We start from the raw sequence: 24,236 nt of genomic DNA, 5'->3' as shown, positions 1-24,236 counted from the left end.
CCGGTCCTCACAACTCCTTGGCGAACCACCGTTCCGCGTAAGGGCGTTGGGCGTAGGGGGCGATCTCGCGGTAGCCGTTGCGCGCGTACAGCGCCCGCGCCTCGACCAGGTCGTGGCGGGTGTCCAGGGCCACGCGGCGGGCGCCGAGCCGGCGCGCCGCCGTCTCCAGCGCGGTGAGCAGGGCCGCGCCGCCGCCGGTGCCGCGCAGACCCGGGCGTACGTAGACACGGGTCAGCTCGGCGGTGGCGGGGGCCGTTCCGTCGATGACCGGGGCGGTCTCGCAGAGCAGGATGCCGCCGCACGCGGCGGCCACCCCGTCGCGGCGGCCGACCACGAAGTCGCCCAGCGGAGGCCGCAGCCGGTCGGCGCCGTCGTCCGTGAGGCCGTGCTCGATCTCTTCGGCGGTGGCCGGGCGCCCGTACCAGCGGCTCGCCACCTCGTCGTAGTACTCGCGGCGGAGCAGTGCCGCGTCGGGGGAGTCGTACGGCTCGCGGTTCATGATCCAACTCATGGCGTCTGCCTACCCGACGCAGGCACCGTTTGGCCACCGAATTCCCGGCAACCCGGCGGACAAGGCCCAACTCACCGGGAAGGCACACATGTCCACGATCGTGATTGTCGTCCTGATCGCGGTGCTCGCCCTCGCCGTGCTCGCCGTCGTCGTCCGGTTCGCGCTGCGCGGGTCGGCGGCCGGGGGGCGCGGACTGCGCAAGCGCTTCGGTCCCGAATACGACCGGGCGGTCGTCCTGCACGACGGGGACCGCCGGGCCGCCGAACGCGAACTCACCGAGCGGCTGAAGCGGCACGGTTCGCTCTCCGTGCGCCCGCTGGCCCCCGAGGTCCGCGAGCACTACCTCGCGCGCTGGGCGGCCGTGCAGGAGCAGTTCGTCGACTCGCCGCGGCGGGCGGCCGAGGCGGCCGACCAGCTGGTGGCGGCTCTCGCCGAGGAGCGGGGCTTCCCGGCGGCGAAGGCGTACGAGGAGCAGATCGCGGCGCTGTCCGTGCACCACGCCGGGCAGCTCGACGGCTACCGCCGGGTGCACCGCGCGGCCCGGGGCACGGGTGACACCGAGGAGATACGGGAGGCGGTCATCGAGGCCCGCAGCCTGTTCGAGGAGCTACTGACGGCCGGGCCGCGCCACGCCCAGCCGACGCGCCGCCCGGCTCTGCCGCGGCGCCATGCGAAGGGGGCGGTGTGATGCGGCATCACGACGAATCGGGGGCGGCTCCCCGGCCTGAAGGGGGCCTGGACGAGGCTGCGGTCCCGGCGGCTCCCCAAGTGGCTCCGGCGGTACGGGCGTCCGATCCGGGGGGACGGGATTCCGGTACGGAGACCGGTACGGGTGTGCCGGGGTCCGGTGCGGCCGGGCGGGCCCAGGACCCCGCGCTGAGCGTGCCGGAGCCGGGTATGGGTGCGTCCGGCTCGGCCACGGCCACGGCCATGGTGCCGGGCGAGCAGCCCGCGCCGCCTCCGCCGGCCGACCTCGCGCCGCTCGCCCTGCTCCCCACGGAGGAGCGCGACAAGTGGGCGCTGCGGCTGCACCGGGCGGTGACCGGGTTCATCGACGAGCCCCGCAAGTCCGCCGAGGAGGCCGACGCCGTACTGGGCGAGACGGCCGCGCGGATCGCGGAACTCGTGAAGGAGCGGCGGCCGGACCTCTCCGCCAAGAGCGAGACGGAGGAGTTGCGGTTGGCGCTGCGGGAGTGCCGTGAGCTGACGGAGCGGATGCTGGAGCTGTAACCGGGCGGTCTTCCGTCTGCGAGCCGTGGTGGGTTGCTCGCGCAGTTCCCCGCGCCCCTGGGGGGTCCGTGGTTGCGGCGGCCGTCGCCCGAGGGGGCTGTGGCTGAGCCTGTTCCCTCGGGGAGGCGGCCAGCCCCCAAGGGGCGCGGGGAACTGCGCGCCCAGCCCCCCACCTGCCCGCAGACGAACGCAGACCCGCACGCCACCGCCCCCCCGCCGCCACAAACCTCACCCCAGCGGTGGCGGTACCACCACCGGTCGTGGTGGGGTGACCGGGCGGCGGTTTGCCCTGCGGCGCAGGAGTAGGAGCGTCGCCGAAAGAACGGCCACCACCCCGCCCCCCACCGAAACCAGCCACGCCGGCACCCCACCCACCCGCATCAACCGGTCCCGGTAGATCACCCGTTGGAACGGTGCGTCGTCGGTCGCCCGGACCAGTTCGTGGTCGCCCGTGATCTGCGACGGGCGCTCGAACGACTGGTTCAGGGCCGTGAGGTAGGGGGCCCCGGCCCCGTACGTCCCCGCGAACCTCGCCAGCTCGGCGGATTCATCCGGTACCCGCCCCGCGTACAGCACCTCCGGCGCCCCGCCCCCGATCGCCGACCCCGGTTCCATCCGGTGGGCCGCGACCACGTACAGCCGCAGCGACTGCGCCGTCTTCGCCAGGCGCGACAGCCGCATCGGGTAGACCAGTCGGTCGCTCGCGAACGTCAGCTTGAGGGGGTCGAGCGTGCCCGACAGGGGGCCGTCGCCGGACGCGGGGGCCAGGCGGACCGCCACGTACTCCCACTTGGCGTCGACGTACGGCCGCAGCTCGGTGGAGAGCGCGGGCGGGAGCCGGAAGCCGTTCGCCGTCAGCCAGTCGCGCAGCGCGGCCGGGTCCGTGGCCGTGAGGCGGGCCACGTCGAACGGGCCGAGGCGTTCGCGGCCCACCACACCGACCGGCGGCGCCGCCGCACCCGGGGCCGCGGCGCCGTCCCCGACCGCGCGGCGGTCGTGGGCGTGGGAGAACGGCCAGTCGCCGTCCTCCGGCCAGAAGTGGTCCCGGTCCCGGTGCACCGGCGCCACCGCGTGCTCCAGATCGGAGAAGAGCGCGCGTTCGCCGAGCGTCACCGTCGCCCGGTGCGGCACCGGCATGATCCACGCCGCCTTCGGGGCGTCGCCGTCGACCGTGAGACTCATCACGATCTGCTCGCTGTGTCCGTCCCACCGCACCGCCGACGTCTCCTGACGCACGGCCAGTCGCGTACCCGTGCCATGGACCATCGCACCGCACCCGCAGGCGTACGCGGGTGACACCAGCGAGCCGAGTTGGAACGCCAGCAACGCCCCCGTGACCAGCCAAGTCCGCCGTCCGACGCCTCTGCCGCGCATGCCCCCGCCTTCCGTACGCCACCCGTCGGCGGGATCGCCGACGGGAGCTACGACGGCATCGCGGCGGGTCCGGTTCCGGTACGCCGTGGACGCCGGTCGTGGTGATTCCGGTCAAAACACGGGTGACAGTCAGGCGAAGTGGGGGTTGCCTGAGTCTCTTGACCGGGGTGGTGCGAGGCTCTGAGGGCAGGCCGCCCCACGGCCGGAGGGCCGTGCGGCAGACGAACAGCGGGCCAACGGGAGACGGTGGGAGGTTCGGCGCGGCGTGGCGAATGCGGAGCACGGCGGACGCGGCAGCACGGTGGACTTGGACGCGGAGGCGGCCGGCACCCGGATGGGCACGGCCCGGGTGGTCATGTGGCTCCTGGCGGCCGTCCTCGCGATACGGCAGATGGCCCACGTCCTGCGGCTGCCCCCCGGAAAACGGCTCACCGACCTGGAGACCTGGACCGGCGCGGCAGGCACGGACGGCGTGCTGCACGTGCGCGGCGACCTGTACGACACCGGGCACTTCACCGGCACTCCCTTCGCCGGGCTCGTCCTCAAGCCGCTGACCCACGCGGCGGAGCAGGCGCTCGGGGTGGCCTGGACGTTCTCCACGCTGCTGCTGGTCGCGGTGCTGGGCGCCGTGGCCGCCCGCGCGCTGCCGGGACCGCTCTCGCGCGGCGGTGCGGTGCCGGCCGTGCCCGTCGCCATCAGTCTGCTCATGGTCTCGCTGCCGGTCCGCAACGCCCTCACCACCGGGCAGACCAGCATCATCCCCGTCCTGCTCGTCCTGCTCGGCTGTTTCGCCGTACGGGGTGAGCGCTGCTCCGGGGTGCTCATCGGCGTCGGCGCGGCCCTCCAGCCCACCGTGCTCCTCTTCGTCCCGCTGCTGTGGTTCACCGGACGCCGGCGCGCGGCTCTCTCCACCACCGCCACCTTCACCGGGGCGACCGCGCTGACCTGGGCGGTGATGCCGCACGACTCCTGGATGTACTGGGTGCACCACGTGGCGGGCGCCGGGCTGGGTGCGCGCCCCGACGGCCTCGCCAACCAGTCCCTGCACGGGGCGCTGCTCCGTCTCGGCCTCGAAGGTCCGCTGGAGATCGCCCTGTTCGTCGTCCTCGCCGCCGCCGTGGCCGTCGTCGGGCTGCGCCGGGCCGTCCGGTACGCGCGCGACGGGCAGTTACTGCTCGCCGTCGCCCTCACCGGCTGTGTCGCGGTCGCCGTCTCGCCCACGGCCTGGCAGCACCAGCTCCTGTGGGTGCTGCTGGCGATCGTCGGCCGGGCCGGGACCAAGGCACGTGACCGGGCCGCCTGGCCCGCCGTGGTCGTCCTGGTGATGACGCTCCCGGGCGCGGTGCTGCTGCCCAACGTGGGGTTACTCCAGCCGCTGCGAGAAAACGTTCCGCTGCTGACCGCGCTGGCGGCGGCCTGTCTGGTCCCCTTCCTGGCGCGCACCTCCGAGCACTTCCGCACGCCGGTCCCCACCACGTACGCGCGCCCCCTCCCCGCCCGCTGGGCCCGCGTCCCGCTGCTGCCGTTCTGGCGCCGGGTGCTCAGCCGCCCCAACCTTCTCCTGGAACTCCTCGTCATCCGCGTCGGCTACTCCGCGTACTCCCACATCCGGCTGGAGGCCACCGCCGGGCGGGAGACGGCCCAGGCGCACGGCCGCACCATCGTGTCCATCGAGAGCGCCCTCCACATCGACATCGAGCACTGGGCCAACCACGCGATCCAGCACGTGAAGTGGCTCGGCTCGTTCTTCGACTTCTACTACGAGACGTTCCACTTCATCGTGCCGCTGACGATCCTCGCCGTGCTGTACGTGCGCCGCCCGGTGGACTACCGCTGGGCCCGCTCGGCGCTGGGCTTCGCCACGCTCCTCGGCCTGCTCGGCTTCTGGTTCTTCCCGCTGGCCCCGCCGCGTCTGATGCCGGGCATGGACTTCATCGACACCGTCCACGGCCCGCAGGACCTGGCCAATCCGGACTACGGGGCGATGACACAGGTCACCAACCAGTACGCGGCGATGCCCTCGCTGCACTTCGGCTGGTCGCTGTGGTGCGGGATCGTGATCGCGGTGGTGGCCCCCAGGCTGTGGATGAAGGCCCTGGGCCTGCTCCACCCGCTCTTCACGGTCTGCGCGATCGTCGTCACCGCCAACCACTGGGTGCTGGACGCGGTGGGCGGCGCGACGGTCGTCGGCGCGGGCTTCGCCCTGGTGTACGTACTGGCGGGCCCGCGCGGCGTTCAGCTCCCCGAGCCGCCCGCGCCCAGAGCGGCGACATGGGGCGGCAGCGCGATGTCGGCGGGCAGAGCCGGGTCGGGCTCCGGCGCGCCGAAATAGGTCCGCAGCGGCACCACGCCCGCCCACAGCCCGAGCTCGCCGTCCGGGCCGTCCCCGTCCTGGGGCGGCCCGGACGCGGTCTTCACGGACGCCTCCTCCAGCGTCAGCGCGAGCAGCGAGGTGGCGGCGAGCTCCTTGCGGCTGGGCTCGCGCGCGTACTCCCACTGCCCCGGAGCGCAGTTCTCGGTCACGACCCGCAGCCCGTGCAGGAGTTCGTCGCCGCCGGTGACCGGGCGCGGCACGCCGTAGATCATCGCGCTGCGGTAGTTGACCCCGTGCTCGAAGACCGACCGGGCGAGGACGAGCCCGTCGATGTGCGTCACGGTGACGCACACCGTGCGGTCCGGCGCCTGCACGAGGCTGCGGCTGGCCACGGAGCCGTGGAGGTAGAGGGTACGGGTGGCGAAGTCCACGCCGTACACCGTGGGAACGGCCATCGGCGTGCCGTCGACCACCACGCCGAGGTGGCAGACGAAGCCGGCGCGCAGCACGGCGTCGAGGTCGGCCACCTCGGTGCTGCCCTGCTCCCGCAGCCGCCGGTGCCGGGTCCGCCCGGTCACCGCGAGCTGCCCCGATTGCTGCTGATTCTGCTCCTGGAAGCTCATTCCCCCACCGATTCCGTTGACACACAGTGCGCCGACAACTATTTCAGTCGCCATGCGGGCAATCAAGGGGTGAGGTCATACCCTGCCTCGTCGGCGCGCACCGCGCCGGCTTCGCGCGCGGCGCCAGGGGAGGGGCCACGCAGGGGAGGGGAAAGCAACAGTGGAGACCGGACAATCGGCGGCGAAGCTCTGCCCGGACTGCGGCGAGGACGTACCCGTCGACCCGAGGTTCGTGACGTGGTGCGCCGCCTGCGGCTGGAACGTCGACCCGAGCGCGCCCAAGGCGCCCGAGGGGCGACTCGAAGCGCTGCGGCGACGGCTGGCCCGGCGCCACGGCGAGCAGCTCTTCGCCGAGGGGGTCGACGGCCGTCCCCGCAAGGACCTGCCCAACGTCCTCGCGTGGGTCCTGGCGCTCCTCGTGCACGCCGTCACGCTCGGCCTCGCCGTCGCCGGGGTGGCGCTCATCGCCTGCCGCTTCGACACCTTCAGCGGCTGGGCGCTCGGCCTGGTGCTCCTGGGCATCGCGTACGTCCTCCGCCCCCGCTTCGGCTCCCTGCCCGAAACCGGTGAGGAGCCGGTGCTGCACCGAGCCGACGCGCCCCGCCTGTTCGGCCTGATCGACGAGGTCGCGGCCGTCGTCGGGACGCGTGGCGTGGACGCCGTGGTGATCGACCCGGACGCCAACGCGGCCGTCAGTACCTACGGGATACGCCGGCGCCGGGTGCTCTACCTCGGCCTCGGCCTGTGGGAGGTGCTGACCCCGCGCCAGCGCGTCGCCCTCCTCGGCCACGAGCTGGGCCACTACGCCAACGGCGACACCCGGCACGGCCACGTCCTCCACAGCGCGCTGCGCTCACTCGCCCTGTGGGTGTACTTCCTGGCCCCCATCCCGAACCCGGGCCTGGCCGAGCGGTTCGCCAACTACCTGATGGCTGTGCCGCGATGGGCGGTGTACGGCGTGCTCGGCCTGCTGGACCACCTCACCCTGCGCGCGACCCAGCGCGCCGAGTACCTCGCCGACGAGGCCGCCGCCCGCGCCGGTTCGACCGAGGCGGCCGTGGAACTGCTGGACCGCCTCCTGGTCACGGACTCCGTGCGGCTGGAGCTGCGCCGCGAGTCGGTCACCGCCCAGTCCAAGGGTCGCGCGGACGGAGCGCGCGAGGAGGCCGAGCGGGGTCTGTGGGACCGCCTCGCCGGGCGTATCGCCGCCGTACCCGAGCACGAGTACGAGCGCCTGCGCCGGGCCGGAGCCCTGCGCGGCCACGCCGTCGACTCCACCCACCCGCCGACCCACCTGCGCCGCAGGCGCCTGGCCGAGGCTCCGGTGCCGTACCCGGCCGCCGTCCGCCCGACCGACGACTGCACCGCCGCCGTCGACGCGGAGCTCGCGGGCGCGCGGTCACGGGTGGCGCGGAAGGTGATCCGCGACTACGCGGGCTGAATTTCTGGGCGACGGCTTACTGACGGGGGCGGCAGCCGGTGCGCTGCCGCACTCGAACCAGACCGTCTTACCGGCCGTGACCTGCCCCGGTGTCACCCCCCACCGGTCGACCACCGCATCGAGGAGGACGAGCCCGCGCCCGAACTCGTCCTCCTCCGACGCGTCGAGGGGAAGCGGAAGCTGCGGATGGCGGTCCGACACCTCGACCCGGACGCCGTGCGGGCGGCGTTGGAGCAGCAACTCGCAGTAGCGGTCAGGCACATGCCGCACCACATTGGCGAGCAGCTCCGTCACGGCGAGTTCGACCGCGTCCACGAGGTCGGACATGGCCCAGGAGTCGAGGTGGGTACGGACGATCCTGCGGACGTGGCGGGCGGAGTGCGCACCGACCGTCAAGCGCATGCCGTACTGGGAATTGTCGTTCACGGTACGAGCGTCCAGCCCGATGGCTACTCTCGGCTACGAAACGAATACAACCCGCGCACGTGTCAGCGGAGTTGCGTCCGAGGGGGTACCCGCCGTGGTCCACATCAACGTCCTCGACCCGAGCGCGTCGCCGCTCGACTACTACGGATACGAGCTCCGCCGCTACCGCGAGGCGGGCGGGCTCACCCAGAAACAACTGGGCGCGATCATCGCGTACACCGGCTCGCTCATCGGCCAGATCGAGACAGCGAGAAAACTCCCCACGGCGGACTTCAGCGAGCGCGCCGACGCGGCGCTCGGCACGGGCGGGTTACTGTCCCGGCTGCTCCCCCTCGTCCTGCGAAGCCAGCTTCCGGCGTGGTTCCAGCAGGTGGCCGAGCTGGAGGCTCGGGCGACGGAGATCTGTACGTTCCAGACGCACATGGTGCATGGGCTGCTTCAGACGGAGGGGTACGCGCGGGCGGTGCTGGGTGTGGTGGACAGCACCAATCTGGACGACCGGACAGCGGTACGGCTTGCTCGACAGCGGATCCTGGAAAAGGAGCACCCGCCGGTACTGTGGACGATCCTCAGCGAATCGGCTCTGCGCCAGGAGATCGGCGGCCGAGTAGTGATGCGTGAGCAACTTGAGCGCCTGTTGGGTTACGAGAACCTCCCGCACGTCAACATCCAGGTGCTGCCGCACACAGTCGGGGCGCATGCCGGGTTGCAAGGATCTTTCACCGTTTTCCGCTTCTCCGACGACCCGGCGATCGTCTACACCGAGGGCTACGGCATGGGGCATCCAACGGCCAACCCGGATATCGTCAAGGACTGTTGCCTCTATTACGATCACCTCCAGGCAGCCTCCTTGTCCTTGCGGGACTCGGCAGAGCTGATCCGGCAGGTAATGGAGGAGCGCTATGGGGAGCAACAACTCTGAGCTGGCCGCCGCCCAGTGGCGTAAGTCGAGCTACAGCGGCAACCAGGGCGGCGAGTGCGTCGAATGCGCCACCCTCCACGGCGCCGCCTGGCGCAAGTCCTCGCACAGCGGCGACCAGGGGGGCGACTGCATAGAGGTCGCAGACCTCCCCCACACCGTCGCCGTCCGCGACTCCAAGGTCCCGGACGGCCCGGTCATCACGCTCTCTCCCGCCGCGTTCGGCGCGTTCGTCAGATCCGTTACGGCGTGACCTGAAGCTCCTTGATGCCGTTCAGCCACGCTGAACGCAGGCGGCGCGGGTCGCCCGCGAGGGTGAGGTTCGGCAGGGCGTCCGCGATGGCGTTGAAGATCAGGTTGATTTCCAGCACCGCCAGCGACTTGCCGAGGCAGAAGTGCGGGCCTCCGCCGCCGAAGCCGAGGTGGGGGTTGGGGTCGCGGAGGATGTCGAACCGCTCGGGCTCGTCGAAGAGTTCGGGATCGTTGTTGGCGGAGGAGTAGAACAGGCCGACGCGGTCGCCCGCCTTGATCTTCTCGCCGCCGAGCTCGGTGTCCTGGACCGCCGTACGCTGGAAGGACACCACGGGTGTCGCCCAGCGCACGATCTCCTCGGCGGCGGTCTCGGGGCGCTCGCGTTTGTAGAGTTCCCACTGGTCGGGGTGGGTGAGGAACGCGTGCATGCCGTGGCTGATGGCGTTGCGGGTCGTCTCGTTGCCCGCGACCGCCAGCAGGATGACGAAGAAGCCGAACTCGTCGGCCAGCAGGTTGCCCTCGCCCTCGGCGGCGACCAGCGTGGAGACGATGTCCTTCGCCGGGCACTCCTTGCGCGCCGCCGCGAGGTTCATCGCGTAACTGACGATCTCCATGGCGGCTTCGGCGCTGATCTCCTCGGTGAGGGCGTACTCGGGGTCGTCGTACGCCGCCATCTTGTTGGACCAGTCGAAGATCTTCGTGCGGTCCTCCTGCGGTACGCCGATGAGCTCCGCGATCGCCTGGAGCGGCAGCTCGACGGCGATGTTGGTGACGAAGTCGAAGGAGTCGTGGCCTTCGGATGCGGCGAGGGCCGTGTCGACGATCCGGCGGGCGCGGTCGCGCAGGGCGGATTCCAGCGAGCGGATCGCGCGCGGGGTGAAGCCGCGCTGGACGATCTGGCGTACGCGGGTGTGTTCCGGCGGGTCCATGTTCAGCATGATCAGCCGCTGGGCCTCGATCTGGTCCCGGGTGATGTTCTGGTTGAAGCGGATGATCGCGGTGTTGGTGGTGGAGGAGAAGAGCTCCGGGTGGGTGGAGACGTATTTGACGTCGGCGTGCCGGGTCACCACCCAGTAGCCGTCGTCGCCGAAGCCGGCGAGACCGTGCGGCTGCGAGCACCAGAAGACCGGGGCGGTCTGCCGCGCCTCGGCGAACTCCGGGTACGGGACGCGGTCCTGGAGCAGGTCGGGGTCGGTGAAGTCGAACCCCTCGGGAAGGTGGGGGCAGCGCATCGGCAGCTCCATCCGGTCGGCACGTTCGGACACGGTTTCTGACGACCCATCAGAATTGCCTGAAAGGTAGTAACGGGTTCTACAAGTCGCAAGGGTGCGGGGGGTGTTCGTTCTCGCGCGGGAGCGCGCGCGATAGGTGCACAACCCTTGCGTACCGGGGGTAGCCCTCACCAGACTGCAAGCAGAACTAGAACGCGTACTAGTTCGGTCCGCGGCGGCTCCGGGAGGCCCCGCGGCCGGGCTTGGAGTCGTTGAGGAGAGGACGAGCTCATGGCCGCGGAACCCGTCATCGTCGAAGCCGTACGCACGCCGATCGGCAAGCGCGGAGGCGCTCTCGCCAATCTCCACCCCGCCTATCTGCTCGGCGAGACCTACCGCGAGCTGCTGGGGCGCACCGGCATCCACGCGGACTGCGTGGAGCAGATCGTCGGCGGGACGGTCACCCACGCCGGTGAGCAGTCGATGAACCCGGCGCGCAACGCGTGGCTGGCGATGGGGCTTCCGTATGAGACGGCGGCGACCACCGTGGACTGCCAGTGCGGCTCGTCCCAGCAGGCCAGCCACATGGTCGCGAACATGATCGCGGCGGGGGTGGTGGACGTGGGGATCAGCTGTGGGGTGGAGGCGATGTCGCGGGTGCCGCTGGGGTCGGGGTCCAAGCACGGGCCGGGTAAGCCGTTCCCGGACGAGTGGAACGTGGACCTGCCGAACCAGTTCGAGGCGGCGGAGCGGATCGCCCGGCACCGGGGGCTGACGCGCGAGCGCGTCGACTCGCTCGGGCTGCTCTCGCAGGAGCGGGCGGGGGTGGCGTGGGCGGAGGAGCGCTTCAAGCGGGAGACGTTCGCGGTGCAGGTGCCGACGACGGAGGAGGAGCAGGCGGCCGGGCAGGGGATGTGGCGGCTGGTGGACCGGGACGAGGGGCTGCGGGACACGTCCATGGAGGCGCTGGCCCGGCTCAAGCCGGTGATGCCGACGGCGGTGCACACGGCCGGGAACTCCTCGCAGATCTCCGACGGGGCGGCGGCGATCATGTGGGCGTCGAAGCGGATGGCGCGGGCGCTGAAGCTGCGCCCGCGCGCGCGGATCGTGGCGCAGGCCGTGGTGGGCGCCGATCCGCACTTCCATCTGGACGGGCCGATCGACGCGACGCGGGCGGTGCTGGGGAAGGCGGGGATGTCGCTGCGGGACATCGACGTGGTCGAGATCAACGAGGCGTTCGCGTCCGTGGTGCTGTCGTGGGCGCAGGTCTTCGACCAGGACCTGGACAAGGTGAACGTGAACGGCGGGGCTATCGCGCTGGGGCATCCGGTGGGGGCTACGGGGGCGCGGTTGCTGACGACGGCGCTGCATGAGCTGGAGCGGGGGGGTGGGGAGTTGGGGTTGGTGACGATGTGTGCGGGGGGTGCGTTGGCGACGGCGACGATTCTGCAGCGGCTGTAGCCGGCTCTTGGGGCTTCGCCCCTGCGCCCCTGGTGTTTTGCCTGCGGGCCCGGTGGGGGCTGGCCGCGCAGTTCCCCGCGCCCCTTTTGGGGCCCGGTTTTTGGCTGCGGGTTGTCTGTGGCTGGTCGCGCAGTTCCCCGCGCCCCTGGGTGGTTAGGGGCGCGGGGAACTGCGCGAGTGAGCCAGCACGGTCCGCGGGCGAAAGAGGTCCCGTGGTGAAGCCGCAGTGGCCGGGCGGCGCGGTCCGGGGTACCCCGACCCCCAGGGGCGCGGGGAACTGCGCGGTCAGCTCCCGCCGGGCCGCAGGCGAAGGCTCGGTGGGGGACCCCCGGAGGGGGGTGTGGGGGGCCGGTACAGTGAAGGCGTCGTTCATGACCGTATGGGGGGAAGCCGGTGCGAATCCGGCGCTGACCCGCAACCGTGAGCCGTCACCCCAAGAAGCGGCGAGCCGGATCACCCCGACGGACATGACCGGCTCAACGGTCACCGGCAAGCCGCCGATGACCGGCCCGTCGAGGTACACGGGTCCGGAGCCGGCGTGCCCCCGCGCCCGCCTGCCGCCCGGCCCCCGCAGGAGAGGCACCGCCCAGCCATGACCGTACGCCGCCGCACCGCAGCGATAGCCGCCCTCACCGTCGTCCTCGGCGGCGCCGCCGCCACCGCCCCCGCCTTCGCCGACGGCACGCTCCCCCCGGGGCTGTACGGGGCGAAGGACCCGGCGTACGACGGCGTCTGGCGGCAGTCCCTCGCCCTGCTCGCCCAGAGCACGGTCGGTGTGAAGCCCGCCGCCCAGGCGGTCACCTGGCTGACCGGCCAGCAGTGCGACACCGGCGGCTTCGCCTCGTACCGCGTCGACGCCGCCAAGCCGTGCGACGCCAAGACGGTCCTCGACACCAACGCCACCGCCGCCGCCGTCCAGGCCCTCGTCGCGCTCGGCGACCACACCGACGCCGTGACGAAGGGCGTCTCCTGGCTGAAGACCGTCCAGAACGCGGACGGCGGCTGGTCCTACAACCCGGGCGGCAAGAGCGACGCCAACTCCACCTCCGTCGTGATCGGCGCCCTCGCCGCCGCCGGGGAGAAGCCCGCCGACGCCAAGTCCGCCAAGGGCGGCAAGTCGCCGCTCGACGCGCTGCTCACCTTCGCGCTGCCGTGCGACAGCACGCCGGGCGCGGGCGCGTTCGCGTACCAGCCGGACCTGAAGACGGCCAAGCTGTACGCGAACGCCGACGCCAGCGCCGCCGCCGTGACCGCCGCGTACGGCAAGGGCCTCGCCGCCACCGCCGGCCAGGCCGACGCCAAGGGCACCACCTGCGAGAAGGCGGCCACGCCCGAGCAGGCCGCGCACAACGGCGCCGCGTACCTGGCCAGGACCATGGCCAAGACCGGCCACCTCAACTCCGCGATGCCGGGCGCCGAGAGCCAGCCCGACTACGGCAACACCGCCGACGCCGTCGTCGCCCTCGCCGCCGCCGGCCAGAAGGCCCAGGCCGAGGCGTCCTTGAAGTGGCTGGAGAAGAACACGTCCGGCTGGGCCAAGGAGAACGGCCCCGCCGCCTACGCCCAGCTCGTCCTGGCCGCCAACGCCACCGGCGCCGACCCGAGGGACTTCGGCGGCGCCGACCTGGTCGCCCAGCTGAACGCGACCGGCCCGGCCCCGGCGGGCACGTCCGCCGCCGAGGCGGGCAAGCCGGCCAAGTCCGCCGACAAGAAGGACGACTCCTCCGGTATGTCGGTGTGGTGGCTCGTCGGCGTCTTCTTCGTCGCCAGTGTGGGCGTCGGCTTCCTGGTCAGCGCCCGCAGGAAGAACGCGCAGAAGTGACACCGGTCCGCCGTCGCCGCCGGCCGCTCCCGGCCGGTTTCGCCCCCGCACTCGGCCTCGCTCTCGCGCTGACGCTCGGCGCGGGGGCGGTGGCGGGGCCCGCCCACGCGGCCGGGTACCGCTACTGGTCGTTCTGGGAGCGGCAGGGCACGACGTGGACGTACGCCACGCAGGGCCCGGCCACCGCGCACCCCTCGGACGGCGACGTCCAGGGCTTCCGCTTCGCGGTCAGCGCGGACTCCAAGGACGCGGCGGTCCCGCGCTCGTCGCCGACCTTCGCCGAGGTGTGCGCGGGCACGCCCGCCGAGTCCGGCAGGAAGCGCGTCGCCCTCGCGCTCGACTTCGGCACCCCGCAGGACGCGCCCGGCGGCGAGACGCCCCCGGCGGCGCGTACGGCGTGCGCGCGCGTCCCCGAGAACGCGACGACGGCGGAGGCGCTGGCGGCGGTGGCCAAGCCGCTGCGCTACAACAGCGCGGCCCTGCTGTGCGCCATCGCGGGCTACCCGAGGACGGGCTGCGGCGAGCAGGTGTCGTCGCGGCAGGCGTCGCACGACCCGGCTCCCAAGACGTCCGGCGGCGGCCCGTCGGTGGGTCTGCTGGCGGGCGGGGCAGCCGTTCTGGCGGTGGCCGCAGCCGCGGTCCTGCGGTCCCGCCGCCGGCACCGAAACTGACGGCGTACACCACCGATGCCCGAGAACGACGACCACCGCGAGCCGCCCGCGCCGCCCCGGGGGAAGACCCGTACGGAACCGTCCGACGTCCGGGTGCCCGCCGCGGGCCCGCAGCCGTCGGCCGAAGGCCGCGGGACCCACCGGCCCGCCGCCGAGCGGCACCGCGCCCCGAGGCCCCCGGCCGCGCGCCGCACCCCGTACGCGAACAGGGCCAACGCCCTGCATCCGGCGGCCTGGTGGCTGTGGGCCATAGGGCTCGCCACCGCCGCCTCGCGCACCACCAACCCCCTCCTGCTGGCCCTCCTCGTCACGGTCGCGGGTTACGTCGTCGCGGCGCGGCGCACCGACGCCCCCTGGGCCCGCTCGTACACCGCCTTCGTCAAACTCGGCCTCGCCGTCGTCGCCATCCGGCTCGTCTTCAACATCGCCCTCGGCTCGCCCATCCCGGGCACCCACACCCTCCTCACGCTCCCCGAGGCGCCGCTGCCGGACTGGGCGAAGGGCATCCGCGTCGGCGGTCGCGTCACCGCCGAGGGCATGCTCTTCGCGCTCTACGACGGCGCCCGCCTCGCCGCCCTCCTCATCTGCGTGGGCGCCGCGAACGCCCTCGCCAACCCGGCCCGCCTCCTCAAGTCCCTCCCGGGCGCCCTGTACGAGGCGGGCGTAGCCGTGGTCGTGGCGATGACGTTCGCGCCGAACATGGTGGCCGACGTGGCCCGCCTCCGTACCGCCCGAAGGCTGCGCGGCCGTCCCACCGGCGGTATCCGGGCGATCCTCCAGATCGGACTGCCGGTCCTGGAAGGCGCGCTGGAGCGCTCGGTGGCCGTCGCCGCCTCCATGGACGCCCGCGGGTACGGCCGGACCGCGCACGTACCGCCCGCCGTCCGCCGCACCACCACCGTCCTCACCCTCGGCGGACTCCTCGGCGTCTGCGCCGGTACGTACGGACTCCTCGCCGCCGAAGGCGCCCGCTACGGCCTGCCGGTGCTGCTCGCGGGCCTCGCCGCGGCGCTGGCGGGCCTGCGGCTGGGCGGACGCCGCAGTGTCCGTACCCGCTACCGCCCCGACCGCTGGGGCGCCCGCGCCTGGCTGGTGGCCGGTTCCGGCGCGGCGGTGGCGGCGGCCATGATCTGGGCGGGTGGCCACGCGCCGGACGCCCTGCATCCCGGCGTCGTCCCGCTCACCGCGCCCACGCTCCCGCTCCTGCCCGCCCTCGCCACCCTCCTCGGCCTGCTCCCGGCCTTCGTCACCCCCGCGCCGAACCCGGCACCCGCCCCGCCCGATCCCCAGGAGTCCCGATGATCCGCTTCGACGAGGTGTCGGTCACGTACGAGGGCCGGCCCGCCCCCACGCTCCGGGACGTCGACCTCACCGTCCCCGAAGGCGAACTGGTCCTGCTGGTGGGCCCCTCCGGCGTCGGGAAGTCCACGCTCCTGGGGACGGTCTCCGGTCTCGTCCCGCACTTCACCGGCGGCACCCTGCGCGGCCGGGTGACGGTCGACGGCCGCGACACCCGGACGCACAAGCCGCGCGAACTCGCCGACCTGGTCGGCACGGTGGGTCAGGACCCGCTCGCCCACTTCGTCACCGACACGGTCGAGGACGAGCTCGCGTACGGCATGGAGTCGCTCGGCCTCGCCCCGCACGTGATGCGGCGCCGCGTCGAGGAGACCCTCGACCTGCTCGGCCTCGCGGATCTGCGCGACCGCCCGATCGCCACGCTCTCCGGCGGCCAGCAGCAGCGCGTGGCGATCGGCTCGGTCCTGACCCCGCACCCCAAGGTGCTGGTCCTGGACGAGCCGACGTCCGCGCTGGACCCGGCGGCGGCCGAGGAGGTCCTGTCCGTGCTGCAACGCCTCGTCCACGACCTCGGCACGACGGTCCTGATGGCGGAGCACCGCCTTGAGCGCGTGGTGCAGTACGCGGACCGGGTGATCCTCCTGGCGTCGGGCGGCGAGCCCCCGCTCCTGGGCACCCCCGCCGAGATCATGGCCACGTCCCCGGTCCACCCGCCGGTGGTGGCGCTGGGCCGTCTCGCGGGCTGGACCCCGCTTCCGCTGTCGGTACGGGACGCGCGGCGCAGGGCGCACGAACTGCGCGCGAGCCTCGCCGCCCATGTCCCGGGGCCACCGACGGGGGACGACCACCGGGGCGGAGGACGGGTGCGCCCCCATGGCCCCGTACCGGAGGGGGAGCGGGAGCCCGAGCGCGGGCCGGAGCCCGAGCGGGGGCCGGGGCCTGAGCCGGAGCCGACCGGCCTCCGCGCCGCGCTCGCCCGTCTGCGCCGGGGAACCCGCCCCTCCACGCCCCCCGCGACGGCCACCGCCGCGGTCCGTAACCTGGGCGTCCGCCGAGCCCGGGTGGAGGCCCTGCGCCACGTGGACCTCACCGTCACGCCCGGCGAGACCGTCGCCCTCATGGGACGCAACGGCGCCGGCAAGTCCACCCTCCTCAACACGCTCGTCGGCATGACCGAACCCACCACCGGCACGGTGACCGTCAACGGCCGCACCCCCCACCGCACACCCCCGCGCGACCTGATCCGCGAGGTCGGCCTCGTACCGCAGGAACCCCGCGACCTGCTGTACGCGGACACGGTCGAGGCCGAGTGCGCGGCGGCCGACACGGACGCGGGCGCCACCCCCGGCACCTGCCGCGACCTGGTCACCGCCCTGCTCCCCGGTGTCCCCGACGACACCCACCCCCGCGACCTGTCCGAGGGTCAGCGCCTCGCGCTCGCCCTGGCGATCGTGCTGACGGGCCGGCCCCCGCTGCTGCTCCTCGACGAGCCGACCCGCGGTCTGGACTACGCGGCGAAGGCGCGCCTGGCGGACGTCCTGCGCGACCTCGCCGCCGAGGGCCACGCGATCGTCCTCGCCACCCACGACGTGGAGCTGGCCGCCGAGATCGCCCACCGGGTGGTGATCCTCGCGGACGGCGAGGTGGTCGCGGACGGCCCGACCGCCGACGTGGTCGTCTCCTCGCCCTCCTTCGCCCCCCAGGTCGCCAAGATCCTGGCGCCCGACCCGTGGCTCACGGTGACCCAGGTACGGGAGGCCCTCGCATGACAACGCCACCGCGTGACCTGCCCCGCACCCGCCAGGCGAAGGCGGTCCGGCTCGGCCCGCGCGGGGTGAGCGCCCTCGCCCTGATCACCCTCGTCGGCGTCGCGGCCTTCGGCTGGCCGCTGCTGGCCGACGCGGACTCGGGGCTCGCCCACTCCCAGGACGCCCCCTGGCTCTTCGCCGCGCTCCTGCCGCTCCTCGTGGGCGTGGTGGTCGCCACGATCGCGGACGAGGACGACGGCATGGACGCCAAGGCCGTGGCCATGCTCGGCGTCCTCGCGGCGGTCGGCGCCGCGCTGCGTCCGCTGGGGGCGGGTACGGCGGGCCTGGAGCCGATGTTCTTCCTGATGGTCCTGAGCGGGCGGGTCCTCGGACCTGGCTTCGGCTTCGTGCTGGGCGCGGTCACGATGTTCGCGTCCGCGCTGCTCACGGGGGGTGTAGGTCCCTGGATGCCGTTCCAGATGCTGGCGATGGGCTGGTTCGCGATGGGCGCGGGCCTGCTGCCCGGGCCGCACCGGCTGCGCGGCCGGGGGGAGCTGGGTCTGCTCGCGGTCTACGGCTGCGTCGCGTCCTTCGCGTACGGCACGGTCATGAACCTCCAGGGCTGGACGTACATCGGCGGGATGTCGTCCGGGATCTCCTTCCACCCCGGCGACCCGCTGGGGGAGAACCTGCTGCGCTTCGCCGCGTACTGCGCGACGACGTCGCTGGGGTGGGACCTGGGGCGGGCGGCGCTGACGACGGTCCTGACGCTGGGGCTGGGGTCGACCGTACTGAGGGCGCTGCGGAGGGCGACGCGGCGGGCGGCGTTCGAGGCACGGGGGAGGTTCGAGGGGGTGTGAGTGGCCGGGGGTTCGTCTGCGGGTGGGTGGTGGGTTGCTCGCGCAGTTCCCCGCGCCCCTCAAGGCACCTCCGGCCGCTGCAACTCTCAGGTTCACCCCGGCCCCCTCAGGGGCGCGGGGAACTGCGCGAGCTGGGGCTACACCGCGCGGTACGACACCGGGTGCGTGCCCGGTACCGGCTCCGCCCGGCCCCCCTTCACCAGCCGCCGCACATGCGCCTCCGCCTCCGCCACCGCGATGTTCCGCGAGCCGTACGGGATCTCGGGCCACGGGCGGTTCCACTCCATCCGTACCGCCAGCTCCCACGGCGTGAGCGGCTCCGTCGCCAACAGTGCCAGCAGGCCCGTCAGGCGCGACTCGTGGTGGGCCAGCAGCTCACGGACCCGTGCCGCCGCGTCCGTGAACGCGTGCTGGTGGGCGGGCAGGACCTCCGCCACCCCCAGGCGGCCCACCCGCTCCAGGGAGGACACGTAATCCCCCAGCGGGTCCGTCACCGTCGCGTCGTCGGGGTCCTCGTACAGCCCGATGTGCGGACTGATCCCCGGCAGCAGGTGATCGCCCGAGAAGAGGCGGCCGTGGCCCGGCCGCCCGGACGGGTGGCGCTCCTCCAGGTGCAGGCAGACGTGGCCCGGCGTGTGGCCCGGCGTCCACACCGCCCGCAGCCGGCGGCCCGGCAGCGGCAGCAGGTCGCCGGGGACGATCTCCCGGTCCGGCAGCGCCGCCCGCAGCCCGGGCAGCGCCCGCGCCTCCCGCAGCGGCCCGAGGTGCGATTCCGGCGCCCCCACCGCCGCCAGCTTCGCCGCCAGGTAGTCCAGCCAGGTGCCCGGTTCGGCCTCCCGGGTACGCCGTACGACCGCCGTGTCCGCCGCGTGCATCGCCAGCCACGCCCCGGACGCCTCCCGGACCCGGCCCGAGAGCCCGTGGTGGTCGGGGTGGTGGTGGGTCAGGACGACGCCGTGGATGTCGGCGACGTGGGTGCCCAGGCGCCGCAGGCCCTCGGTCAGCGTGTCCCAGGACGCCGGGTCGTCCCAGCCGGTGTCGACCAGGACCGGACCCCGGTCGGTGTCGACGACGTACACCAGTGTGTGGCCCAGGGGGTTGTCCGGGATGGGCACCTCGATGGACCGGACGCCCCCGCCGTGATCGGCCGTCCCCGTCGTCCGCCCCCGCGTCCCCTGCGTCATGCCGCCACAGTAGAACGTGTTTCAGTCCGTCCTCAAGTCCCGCTCACCGCCTCTCCCGGCCCGTGGACTCCTGATAGGGGAACTGGTATCAGTTCAGGCAGATCTGATAAGCCGTCAGGAACGTCGTCAGCAACGTCGTCAGGAACGTCGTCGGACAGCCGCCGCGGGGCGGTCGAGCGGGAGGCGCCCAGCCATGACCCAAGCCACCAACGACCTGGTCGAACACAAACAGCTCTACATCGGCGGGAAGCTGACCGACCCCCGCGGATCCGACGTCATCGAGGTGATCTCCCCCCACACCGAGCAGCTCATCGGCCGCGTACCGCACGCCTCGCGCGCCGACGTCGACCACGCGGTCGCCACCGCCCGCAAGGCGTTCGACGAGGGCCCCTGGCCACGGCTGCCGCTCGCCGAACGCATCGAGGTCGTCTCCCGTATCAAGGACGCCATCGCCGTGCGCCACGAGGAGATCGCCCGCTCCATCAGCGCGCAGAACGGCTCCCCGTACTCCTGGAGCGTCCTGGCGCAGGCGCTCGGCGCGATGATGGTCTGGGACGCGGCGATCACCGTGGCCCGCGACTTCCCGTACGAGGAGCCGCGCACCGGCGTCCTCGGGCCGATCCTGGTCCGGCGCGAACCCGTCGGGGTCGTCGCGGCCGTCGTCCCGTGGAACGTCCCGCAGTTCGTGGCCGCCGCCAAACTCGCGCCCGCGCTGCTCGCGGGGTGCTCGGTGGTGCTCAAGCCGTCCCCGGAGACGCCCCTCGACGCGTACATCCTCGGCGAGATCGCCCGCGAGGCCGGGCTGCCGGAGGGGGTGCTGTCGATCCTGCCCGCCGACCGCGAGGTCAGCGAGTACCTGGTCGGGCACCCGGACGTCGACAAGGTCTCCTTCACCGGGTCCGTCGCGGCGGGCCGGCGCGTGATGGAGGTCGCCGCGCGCAACCTCACCCGGGTCACCCTGGAGCTGGGCGGGAAGTCCGCCGCGGTCGTGCTGCCCGACGCGGACCTGGCGGCGACCGTCGCCGGAGTCGTCCCGGCCGCGTGGATGAACAACGGGCAGGCGTGCGTGGCCCAGACCCGCATCCTGGCGCCCGCGAGCCGCTACGACGAGTTCGCGGAGGCCTTCGCGTCCGCCGCCGGACAGCTAGTCGTCGGTGACCCGCTCGACCCCGCGACCCAGGTCGGCCCGCTGGTCGCCAGGCGCCAGCAGCAGCGCTCGCTCGACTACATCCGCATCGGCCAGGAGGAGGGCGCCAAGATCCTGGCGGGCGGCGGCCGTCCGGCCGGGCGGGACCGCGGCTGGTACGTCGAGCCGACGCTCTTCGGCGATGTCGACAACTCCATGCGGATCGCCCGCGAGGAGATCTTCGGACCGGTGATCTGCCTGCTGCCGTACGACGACGAGGCCGAGGCGCTGCGGATCGCGAACGACTCCGAGTACGGGCTCAGCGGGAGCGTGTGGACCGGTGACGTGGAGCGCGGCGTCGAGTTCGCCCGCCGGGTGCGCACGGGGACGTTCAACGTGAACACCTTCAGCCTGGACATGTTCGGCCCGTTCGGCGGCTACAAGAACTCGGGCCTCGGGCGGGAGTTCGGGCCCGAGGGGCTGAGCGAGTACCTGGAGCACAAGATGATCCACCTTCCGGCCGGGTACGGGGGCGGGGCGTGATGGGCGACCGCTGGCATGTCGAGGTCGACCGGAGCGTGTGCATCGGGTCGGGGATGTGCGTGAGCACCGCGCCGGGGTCCTTCGCGCTGGACACGGCTCGCCAGTCCCGGCCCCGACGTCCGGACGCGGACGCCAGTGAGCAGGTGCTTGCGGCGGCCGAGGGGTGCCCGGTGGAGGCGATCAGCATCACCCTGCGGGACTCCGGCGAGGCCGTTTTCCCTCCCGAGGAGTGAGTGCGTCCGCCGTCGGCCGCCCCTTGTTCGAACACAAATTGACGCATGCGTACCGCACAGTCACCGTATGACACATGCGACTGTCCTGGCCCCGGCAGGCGTGGCACCTTCGTTGCCACGCCACCGAGGGGGGAAGCGATGGACAAGCGGTACGAGGTCTTCTGTCTGGCCGACAGGCAGTTCTACGAGACTCCGGACCGTCTGTCCTCGGCCACGACCGGCGAGTCCGTACCGCTCTTCGAGACGGCCCTGCGCCCGGTCCCCGAGGGATGGCGCACCACGCTCTCCGGAGACTGGCTCCACTTCAGCCCCGTCGACGAGGCGGGCGGGCCGCGCCCGGGAACACCCCGCCAGGGCTGGAAGATCCACGTCTCGGCCTGTCTGGACAACGCCGAGAAGATGGCGGCGCAGGTGTGGGAGTACTGCGTCCCCCGGGCGATCCCGTTCAAGTTCGTGCCGGGCCGCCAGCCGCTGCACCTGCGCAACTCCAAGTACGCCGGGCGCGGTTCCAGCGGGAAGTTCGCCACGATCTACCCGTCCGGCGTGGACCAGCTGGAGCGAATACTCACCGAGCTCGGCGAACTGCTCGACGGCGAGCCGGGCCCGTACATCCTCACCGATCTGCGCTGGAACTCCGGTCCGCTGTACGTGCGTTACGGCGGCTTCGTCGAGCGGCACTGCGTCGGTGAGGGCGGGGCGCTGGTCCCCGCGATCGAGAACGCCCGGGGCGAGCTGGTCCCCGACCGCCGCGACCCGGCGTTCCAGATACCGGAGTGGGTGACGCTGCCCCCGTTCCTGCGGCCCCAGCTGGAAGCGCGCAACGCGACGACCGTGGGCGACCTGCCGTACCGCATCGAGCGGGCGCTGCACTTCTCCAACGGCGGCGGGGTGTACGCCGGGACCGATGTGCGCGACGGCAGCAAGGTCGTCCTGAAGGAGGCCCGGCCGTACGCGGGGCTCGCCGCCGACGGCTGCGACGCGGTGACCCGGCTGGAGCGGGAGAAGGCGGCCCTGGAGCGGATCTCCGGGCTCGGGGTGGCGCCGGAGGTGCGCGACTGGTTCGAGCTGGGCGACCACCGCTTCCTCGTCATGGACTTCCTGGAGGGGCGCACGCTGAACGCGTTCTTCGCCGAGCGCCACCCGCTCCTCGCGGTCGACCCCGACCCGGACGCGGTGGCCTCGTACACGACCTGGGCACTCGCGGTGCACCGGGCCGTGGAGCGGGCGGTCGAGGCGGTGCACTCGCGCGGGCTGGTCTGCAACGACCTGCACATGTTCAACGTGATGGTCGGGCCGGACGGGGACGAGGCGAACGGCGGCCGGGAGGTCTCCGTGCGGCTGCTCGACTTCGAGGCCGCGGTGCCGCTCGACGAGCACGAGGGGCAGACGATGGCGCACCCCGGGTTCGTGGCCCCGCGCGACCGCAAGGGCTTCGACGTCGACCGGTACGCGCTGGCCTGTCTGCGGCTCGCCCTGTTCGTGCCGATGACGACGCTGCTCGTGGTCGACCAGGACAAGGCGGCGCATCTGGCGAAGGTCGCGAAGAGCCAGTTCCCCGCTGTGCCGGAAGGTTTCTTCGAGGAGGCGGTGCGGGTCATCCGGGGCACGGACGAGCCCCTGGCGCGGCCCTATCTGCCCGCCCGGCCCGAGGAGTGGCCGGCCGGGCGCGACTCGATGGTCCGCGCGATCCTCGCCTCCGCCACGCCCGAACGCGAGGACCGGCTCTTCCCCGGGGACATCTCGCAGTTCGCGGACGGCGGCGGCCTCGGCGTCGCGTACGGCGCGGCCGGGGTGCTCTACGCCCTGGACGCCACCGGCGCCGGGCGCTACCGGGACGGCGAGGAGTGGCTGCTGCGCCGCACCGAGGAGCCGCCCGCCGGCTGCCCGCTGGGCTTCTACGACGGGCTGAGCGGCGTGGCGTACGTCCTGGACCGCCTGGGCCACACCGAACGCGCCCTCGACCTCGTCGACCGGGTGCTCGACGAGAAGTGGCAGCGGCTCGCGCCCGGCCTGCACGGGGGCCTGGCCGGGCTCGGGCTCGCGCTGGACTCGCTCGGCCGCACCACCGGCGAGAGCGATCTGCGCGACCGGGCCCTGGAGGCGGCCTGGATCATCGCCGGGGAGCCGCGGCCCGACGAGGGCGGCGGGCGCGGACGCGCCGGTCTGCTGCACGGCGCCAGCGGTCCGGCGCTGCTCTTCCTGCGGCTCTACGAGCACACCGGCGAACCCGCGCTCCTCGACCACGCCGCCGAGTTCCTCCGCCGCGACCTCGCGGCCTGCGTCACCGACCGCTCGGGCGCGCTCCAGGTCGACGAGGGCGTACGGACCATGCCCTACCTCGGCTCCGGCGGCGTCGGCATCGCGATGGTGCTGGACGACTATCTGGCACACCGGTACGACGAGGAGTTCGCCGAGGCCAGGGCCGCGATCCTGCCCACCGCGCGGCTGCGGTATTACGCCCAGCCGGGCCTGTTCGACGGCCGCGCGGGCATGGTGCTGCACCTCGCCCGCACCCGCGCCGCGCGTGCCGACCTGGACGCGCAGAGCGCGGCGCTCGCCTGGTACGCCGTGCCGTACGAAGGCCATCTGGCCTTTCCCGGCAACCAGATGATGCGGCTCTCCATGGACCTCGCGACCGGTACGGCGGGCGTTCTGCTCGCCCTGGGCTCGCTGCCCGCCGCCGCGTCCGCCCGAAGGCGCCCCGCGGGGCTGCCCTTCCTGCCACCGCTTCCGGTGGCCCCCAGGACGGCCCCGCGAGGGGCCGGACGGTAACCCCGTCCCCACGAAGAAATCCCGACGAAAGTCCCGACAAAAGGAGATGGCCATGACACTTCTCGACCTTCAGAAGATGGACGTTCCCGAGACCACCGGCGGCGGCGGCGACAGCAGCGTCAGCCTGCTGCTGTGCGACAAGCACAGCGGCGCCAGCCAGCTGCTCTGTCTCTGAGACACCCGCACCACCCTGATCAATCCCTGTTGCACCTGATC

22 protein-coding genes and 1 riboswitch are annotated in these 24,236 nt (G+C 73.1%); of the genes, 16 read left to right on the top strand and 6 right to left on the bottom strand.

Translation table 11 applies throughout. The annotated features are described in order from the left end of the window. Window positions 1-7: 7 nt before the first annotated feature. Window positions 8-511, bottom strand: coding sequence for a GNAT family N-acetyltransferase (locus tag ACZ5ID_RS26330; RefSeq protein ID WP_468902564.1), 504 nt, complete (start codon window positions 509-511; stop codon window positions 8-10). 88 nt (window positions 512-599) lie between these two features. Here ACZ5ID_RS26330 and ACZ5ID_RS26325 point away from each other — a divergent pair, with 88 nt between their 5' ends. After that, window positions 600-1,199, top strand: coding sequence for a hypothetical protein (locus ACZ5ID_RS26325; RefSeq protein ID WP_468902561.1), 600 nt, complete (start codon window positions 600-602; stop codon window positions 1,197-1,199). A 146-nt stretch (window positions 1,200-1,345) separates the two neighbouring features. Beyond that, window positions 1,346-1,741: a hypothetical protein gene (locus ACZ5ID_RS26320; RefSeq protein ID WP_468902558.1), complete on the top strand. Its 396-nt coding sequence runs from the start codon at window positions 1,346-1,348 to the stop codon at window positions 1,739-1,741. Window positions 1,742-1,969: 228 nt separating this feature from the next. On the opposite strand, the gene ACZ5ID_RS26315 is transcribed toward ACZ5ID_RS26320, so the two are convergent. Further along, window positions 1,970-3,115: a DUF2330 domain-containing protein gene (locus ACZ5ID_RS26315; RefSeq protein WP_468902556.1), complete on the bottom strand. Its 1,146-nt coding sequence runs from the start codon at window positions 3,113-3,115 to the stop codon at window positions 1,970-1,972. 265 nt (window positions 3,116-3,380) lie between these two features. On the opposite strand from ACZ5ID_RS26315, the gene ACZ5ID_RS26310 reads away from it, so the two are divergent. Beyond that, window positions 3,381-5,447 (top strand): bifunctional glycosyltransferase 87/phosphatase PAP2 family protein, encoded by a 2,067-nt coding sequence (locus ACZ5ID_RS26310; RefSeq protein ID WP_468902552.1) that lies wholly within the window; start codon window positions 3,381-3,383, stop codon window positions 5,445-5,447. Here the strand turns inward: ACZ5ID_RS26310 and ACZ5ID_RS26305 are convergent. Further along, entirely contained in the window at window positions 5,351-6,052 is a 702-nt protein-coding gene (locus tag ACZ5ID_RS26305; protein ID WP_468902549.1) for a pyridoxamine 5'-phosphate oxidase family protein, read from the bottom strand. The genes ACZ5ID_RS26310 and ACZ5ID_RS26305 overlap by 97 nt on opposite strands. A gap of 160 nt (window positions 6,053-6,212) precedes the next feature. On the opposite strand from ACZ5ID_RS26305, the gene ACZ5ID_RS26300 reads away from it, so the two are divergent. Further along, the gene (locus tag ACZ5ID_RS26300; RefSeq protein WP_468902546.1) at window positions 6,213-7,493 is read left to right on the top strand and encodes a M48 family metalloprotease; all 1,281 of its coding nucleotides are present in this window, start codon (window positions 6,213-6,215) and stop codon (window positions 7,491-7,493) included. Here the strand turns inward: ACZ5ID_RS26300 and ACZ5ID_RS26295 are convergent. Continuing rightward, complete coding sequence (locus ACZ5ID_RS26295; protein WP_468902543.1) at window positions 7,452-7,919, bottom strand: ATP-binding protein; 468 nt, start codon at window positions 7,917-7,919, stop codon at window positions 7,452-7,454. The two genes, ACZ5ID_RS26300 and ACZ5ID_RS26295, sit on opposite strands and share 42 nt — an antisense overlap. A 94-nt stretch (window positions 7,920-8,013) precedes the next feature. On the opposite strand from ACZ5ID_RS26295, the gene ACZ5ID_RS26290 reads away from it, so the two are divergent. Continuing rightward, window positions 8,014-8,841: a helix-turn-helix domain-containing protein gene (locus tag ACZ5ID_RS26290; RefSeq protein WP_468902540.1), complete on the top strand. Its 828-nt coding sequence runs from the start codon at window positions 8,014-8,016 to the stop codon at window positions 8,839-8,841. Next, window positions 8,822-9,091, top strand: a complete 270-nt coding sequence (locus ACZ5ID_RS26285) for a DUF397 domain-containing protein (RefSeq protein WP_468902537.1) — start codon at window positions 8,822-8,824, stop codon at window positions 9,089-9,091. Before ACZ5ID_RS26290 ends, ACZ5ID_RS26285 begins: the two co-directional genes overlap by 20 nt. Here ACZ5ID_RS26285 and ACZ5ID_RS26280 read toward each other — a convergent pair. Next, complete coding sequence (locus ACZ5ID_RS26280; RefSeq protein ID WP_468902650.1) at window positions 9,081-10,322, bottom strand: cytochrome P450; 1,242 nt, start codon at window positions 10,320-10,322, stop codon at window positions 9,081-9,083. The genes ACZ5ID_RS26285 and ACZ5ID_RS26280 overlap by 11 nt on opposite strands. A 270-nt stretch (window positions 10,323-10,592) precedes the next feature. Here ACZ5ID_RS26280 and ACZ5ID_RS26275 point away from each other — a divergent pair, with 270 nt between their 5' ends. From ACZ5ID_RS26275 to ACZ5ID_RS26250, 6 genes are all read left to right on the top strand, one after another. After that, complete coding sequence (locus ACZ5ID_RS26275; RefSeq protein WP_468902533.1) at window positions 10,593-11,762, top strand: steroid 3-ketoacyl-CoA thiolase; 1,170 nt, start codon at window positions 10,593-10,595, stop codon at window positions 11,760-11,762. Between the two features lie 383 nt (window positions 11,763-12,145). Next, a riboswitch (cobalamin riboswitch) is annotated at window positions 12,146-12,221 on the top strand. A 133-nt stretch (window positions 12,222-12,354) separates the two neighbouring features. Beyond that, window positions 12,355-13,584 carry a prenyltransferase/squalene oxidase repeat-containing protein gene (locus ACZ5ID_RS26270; protein ID WP_468902530.1) on the top strand — a complete coding sequence of 410 codons (1,230 nt, stop codon included), beginning with the start codon at window positions 12,355-12,357 and terminating at the stop codon, window positions 13,582-13,584. Continuing rightward, complete coding sequence (locus ACZ5ID_RS26265) at window positions 13,581-14,255, top strand: SCO2322 family protein (RefSeq protein ID WP_468902528.1); 675 nt, start codon at window positions 13,581-13,583, stop codon at window positions 14,253-14,255. Before ACZ5ID_RS26270 ends, ACZ5ID_RS26265 begins: the two co-directional genes overlap by 4 nt. A gap of 15 nt (window positions 14,256-14,270) precedes the next feature. Then, on the top strand, window positions 14,271-15,557 hold the full coding sequence (locus tag ACZ5ID_RS26260) for an energy-coupling factor transporter transmembrane component T (protein ID WP_468902526.1): 1,287 nt from the start codon (window positions 14,271-14,273) through the stop codon (window positions 15,555-15,557). Beyond that, complete coding sequence (locus ACZ5ID_RS26255; protein WP_468902523.1) at window positions 15,554-17,323, top strand: ABC transporter ATP-binding protein; 1,770 nt, start codon at window positions 15,554-15,556, stop codon at window positions 17,321-17,323. The genes ACZ5ID_RS26260 and ACZ5ID_RS26255 overlap by 4 nt, the downstream gene beginning before the upstream one ends. After that, entirely contained in the window at window positions 17,320-18,162 is an 843-nt protein-coding gene (locus ACZ5ID_RS26250; protein ID WP_468902520.1) for an ECF transporter S component, read from the top strand. The genes ACZ5ID_RS26255 and ACZ5ID_RS26250 overlap by 4 nt, the downstream gene beginning before the upstream one ends. Before the next feature lie 137 nt (window positions 18,163-18,299). Here ACZ5ID_RS26250 and ACZ5ID_RS26245 read toward each other — a convergent pair whose 3' ends face one another. Further along, on the bottom strand, window positions 18,300-19,346 hold the full coding sequence (locus ACZ5ID_RS26245; RefSeq protein ID WP_468902517.1) for an MBL fold metallo-hydrolase: 1,047 nt from the start codon (window positions 19,344-19,346) through the stop codon (window positions 18,300-18,302). Window positions 19,347-19,539: 193 nt separating this feature from the next. On the opposite strand from ACZ5ID_RS26245, the gene ACZ5ID_RS26240 reads away from it, so the two are divergent. The 4 genes from ACZ5ID_RS26240 to ACZ5ID_RS26225 all read left to right on the top strand — a co-directional run bounded on the left by ACZ5ID_RS26240 (window position 19,540) and on the right by ACZ5ID_RS26225 (window position 24,195). Continuing rightward, window positions 19,540-21,015 (top strand): aldehyde dehydrogenase, encoded by a 1,476-nt coding sequence (locus ACZ5ID_RS26240; RefSeq protein WP_468902514.1) that lies wholly within the window; start codon window positions 19,540-19,542, stop codon window positions 21,013-21,015. Continuing rightward, window positions 21,015-21,248: a ferredoxin gene (locus ACZ5ID_RS26235; protein WP_468902511.1), complete on the top strand. Its 234-nt coding sequence runs from the start codon at window positions 21,015-21,017 to the stop codon at window positions 21,246-21,248. Before ACZ5ID_RS26240 ends, ACZ5ID_RS26235 begins: the two co-directional genes overlap by 1 nt. Window positions 21,249-21,386: 138 nt before the next feature. Beyond that, window positions 21,387-24,020, top strand: a complete 2,634-nt coding sequence (gene lanKC, locus ACZ5ID_RS26230; protein WP_468902508.1) for a class III lanthionine synthetase LanKC — start codon at window positions 21,387-21,389, stop codon at window positions 24,018-24,020. A gap of 52 nt (window positions 24,021-24,072) precedes the next feature. Continuing rightward, a complete protein-coding gene (locus ACZ5ID_RS26225) occupies window positions 24,073-24,195 on the top strand; it encodes a SapB/AmfS family lanthipeptide (RefSeq protein WP_468902506.1) in 123 nt (40 codons plus the stop codon). The last annotated feature ends 41 nt before the right edge of the window (window positions 24,196-24,236 follow it).

Source organism: Streptomyces sp. NPDC031670 (genome assembly GCF_055580545.1).
Note: the sequence above shows the minus strand (reverse complement) of the source record. Positions and strands in the feature narration are given on the sequence as shown.

What these genes read in the sequence shown, in the direction of transcription:
- ACZ5ID_RS26245 (WP_468902517.1), bottom strand. Translation starts at nt 19,346, where the DNA reads ATGACGCAGGGGACGCGGGGGCGGACGACGGGGACGGCCGATCACGGC.
- ACZ5ID_RS26255 (WP_468902523.1), top strand. Translation starts at nt 15,554, where the DNA reads ATGATCCGCTTCGACGAGGTGTCGGTCACGTACGAGGGCCGGCCCGCC.
- lanKC (WP_468902508.1), top strand. Translation starts at nt 21,387, where the DNA reads ATGGACAAGCGGTACGAGGTCTTCTGTCTGGCCGACAGGCAGTTCTAC.
- ACZ5ID_RS26325 (WP_468902561.1), top strand. Translation starts at nt 600, where the DNA reads ATGTCCACGATCGTGATTGTCGTCCTGATCGCGGTGCTCGCCCTCGCC.
- ACZ5ID_RS26280 (WP_468902650.1), bottom strand. Translation starts at nt 10,322, where the DNA reads ATGCGCTGCCCCCACCTTCCCGAGGGGTTCGACTTCACCGACCCCGAC.
- ACZ5ID_RS26260 (WP_468902526.1), top strand. Translation starts at nt 14,271, where the DNA reads ATGCCCGAGAACGACGACCACCGCGAGCCGCCCGCGCCGCCCCGGGGG.
- ACZ5ID_RS26225 (WP_468902506.1), top strand. Translation starts at nt 24,073, where the DNA reads ATGACACTTCTCGACCTTCAGAAGATGGACGTTCCCGAGACCACCGGC.
- ACZ5ID_RS26315 (WP_468902556.1), bottom strand. Translation starts at nt 3,115, where the DNA reads ATGCGCGGCAGAGGCGTCGGACGGCGGACTTGGCTGGTCACGGGGGCG.
- ACZ5ID_RS26305 (WP_468902549.1), bottom strand. Translation starts at nt 6,052, where the DNA reads ATGAGCTTCCAGGAGCAGAATCAGCAGCAATCGGGGCAGCTCGCGGTG.
- ACZ5ID_RS26285 (WP_468902537.1), top strand. Translation starts at nt 8,822, where the DNA reads ATGGGGAGCAACAACTCTGAGCTGGCCGCCGCCCAGTGGCGTAAGTCG.
- ACZ5ID_RS26235 (WP_468902511.1), top strand. Translation starts at nt 21,015, where the DNA reads ATGGGCGACCGCTGGCATGTCGAGGTCGACCGGAGCGTGTGCATCGGG.
- ACZ5ID_RS26270 (WP_468902530.1), top strand. Translation starts at nt 12,355, where the DNA reads ATGACCGTACGCCGCCGCACCGCAGCGATAGCCGCCCTCACCGTCGTC.
- ACZ5ID_RS26275 (WP_468902533.1), top strand. Translation starts at nt 10,593, where the DNA reads ATGGCCGCGGAACCCGTCATCGTCGAAGCCGTACGCACGCCGATCGGC.
- ACZ5ID_RS26330 (WP_468902564.1), bottom strand. Translation starts at nt 511, where the DNA reads ATGAGTTGGATCATGAACCGCGAGCCGTACGACTCCCCCGACGCGGCA.
- ACZ5ID_RS26240 (WP_468902514.1), top strand. Translation starts at nt 19,540, where the DNA reads ATGACCCAAGCCACCAACGACCTGGTCGAACACAAACAGCTCTACATC.
- ACZ5ID_RS26250 (WP_468902520.1), top strand. Translation starts at nt 17,320, where the DNA reads ATGACAACGCCACCGCGTGACCTGCCCCGCACCCGCCAGGCGAAGGCG.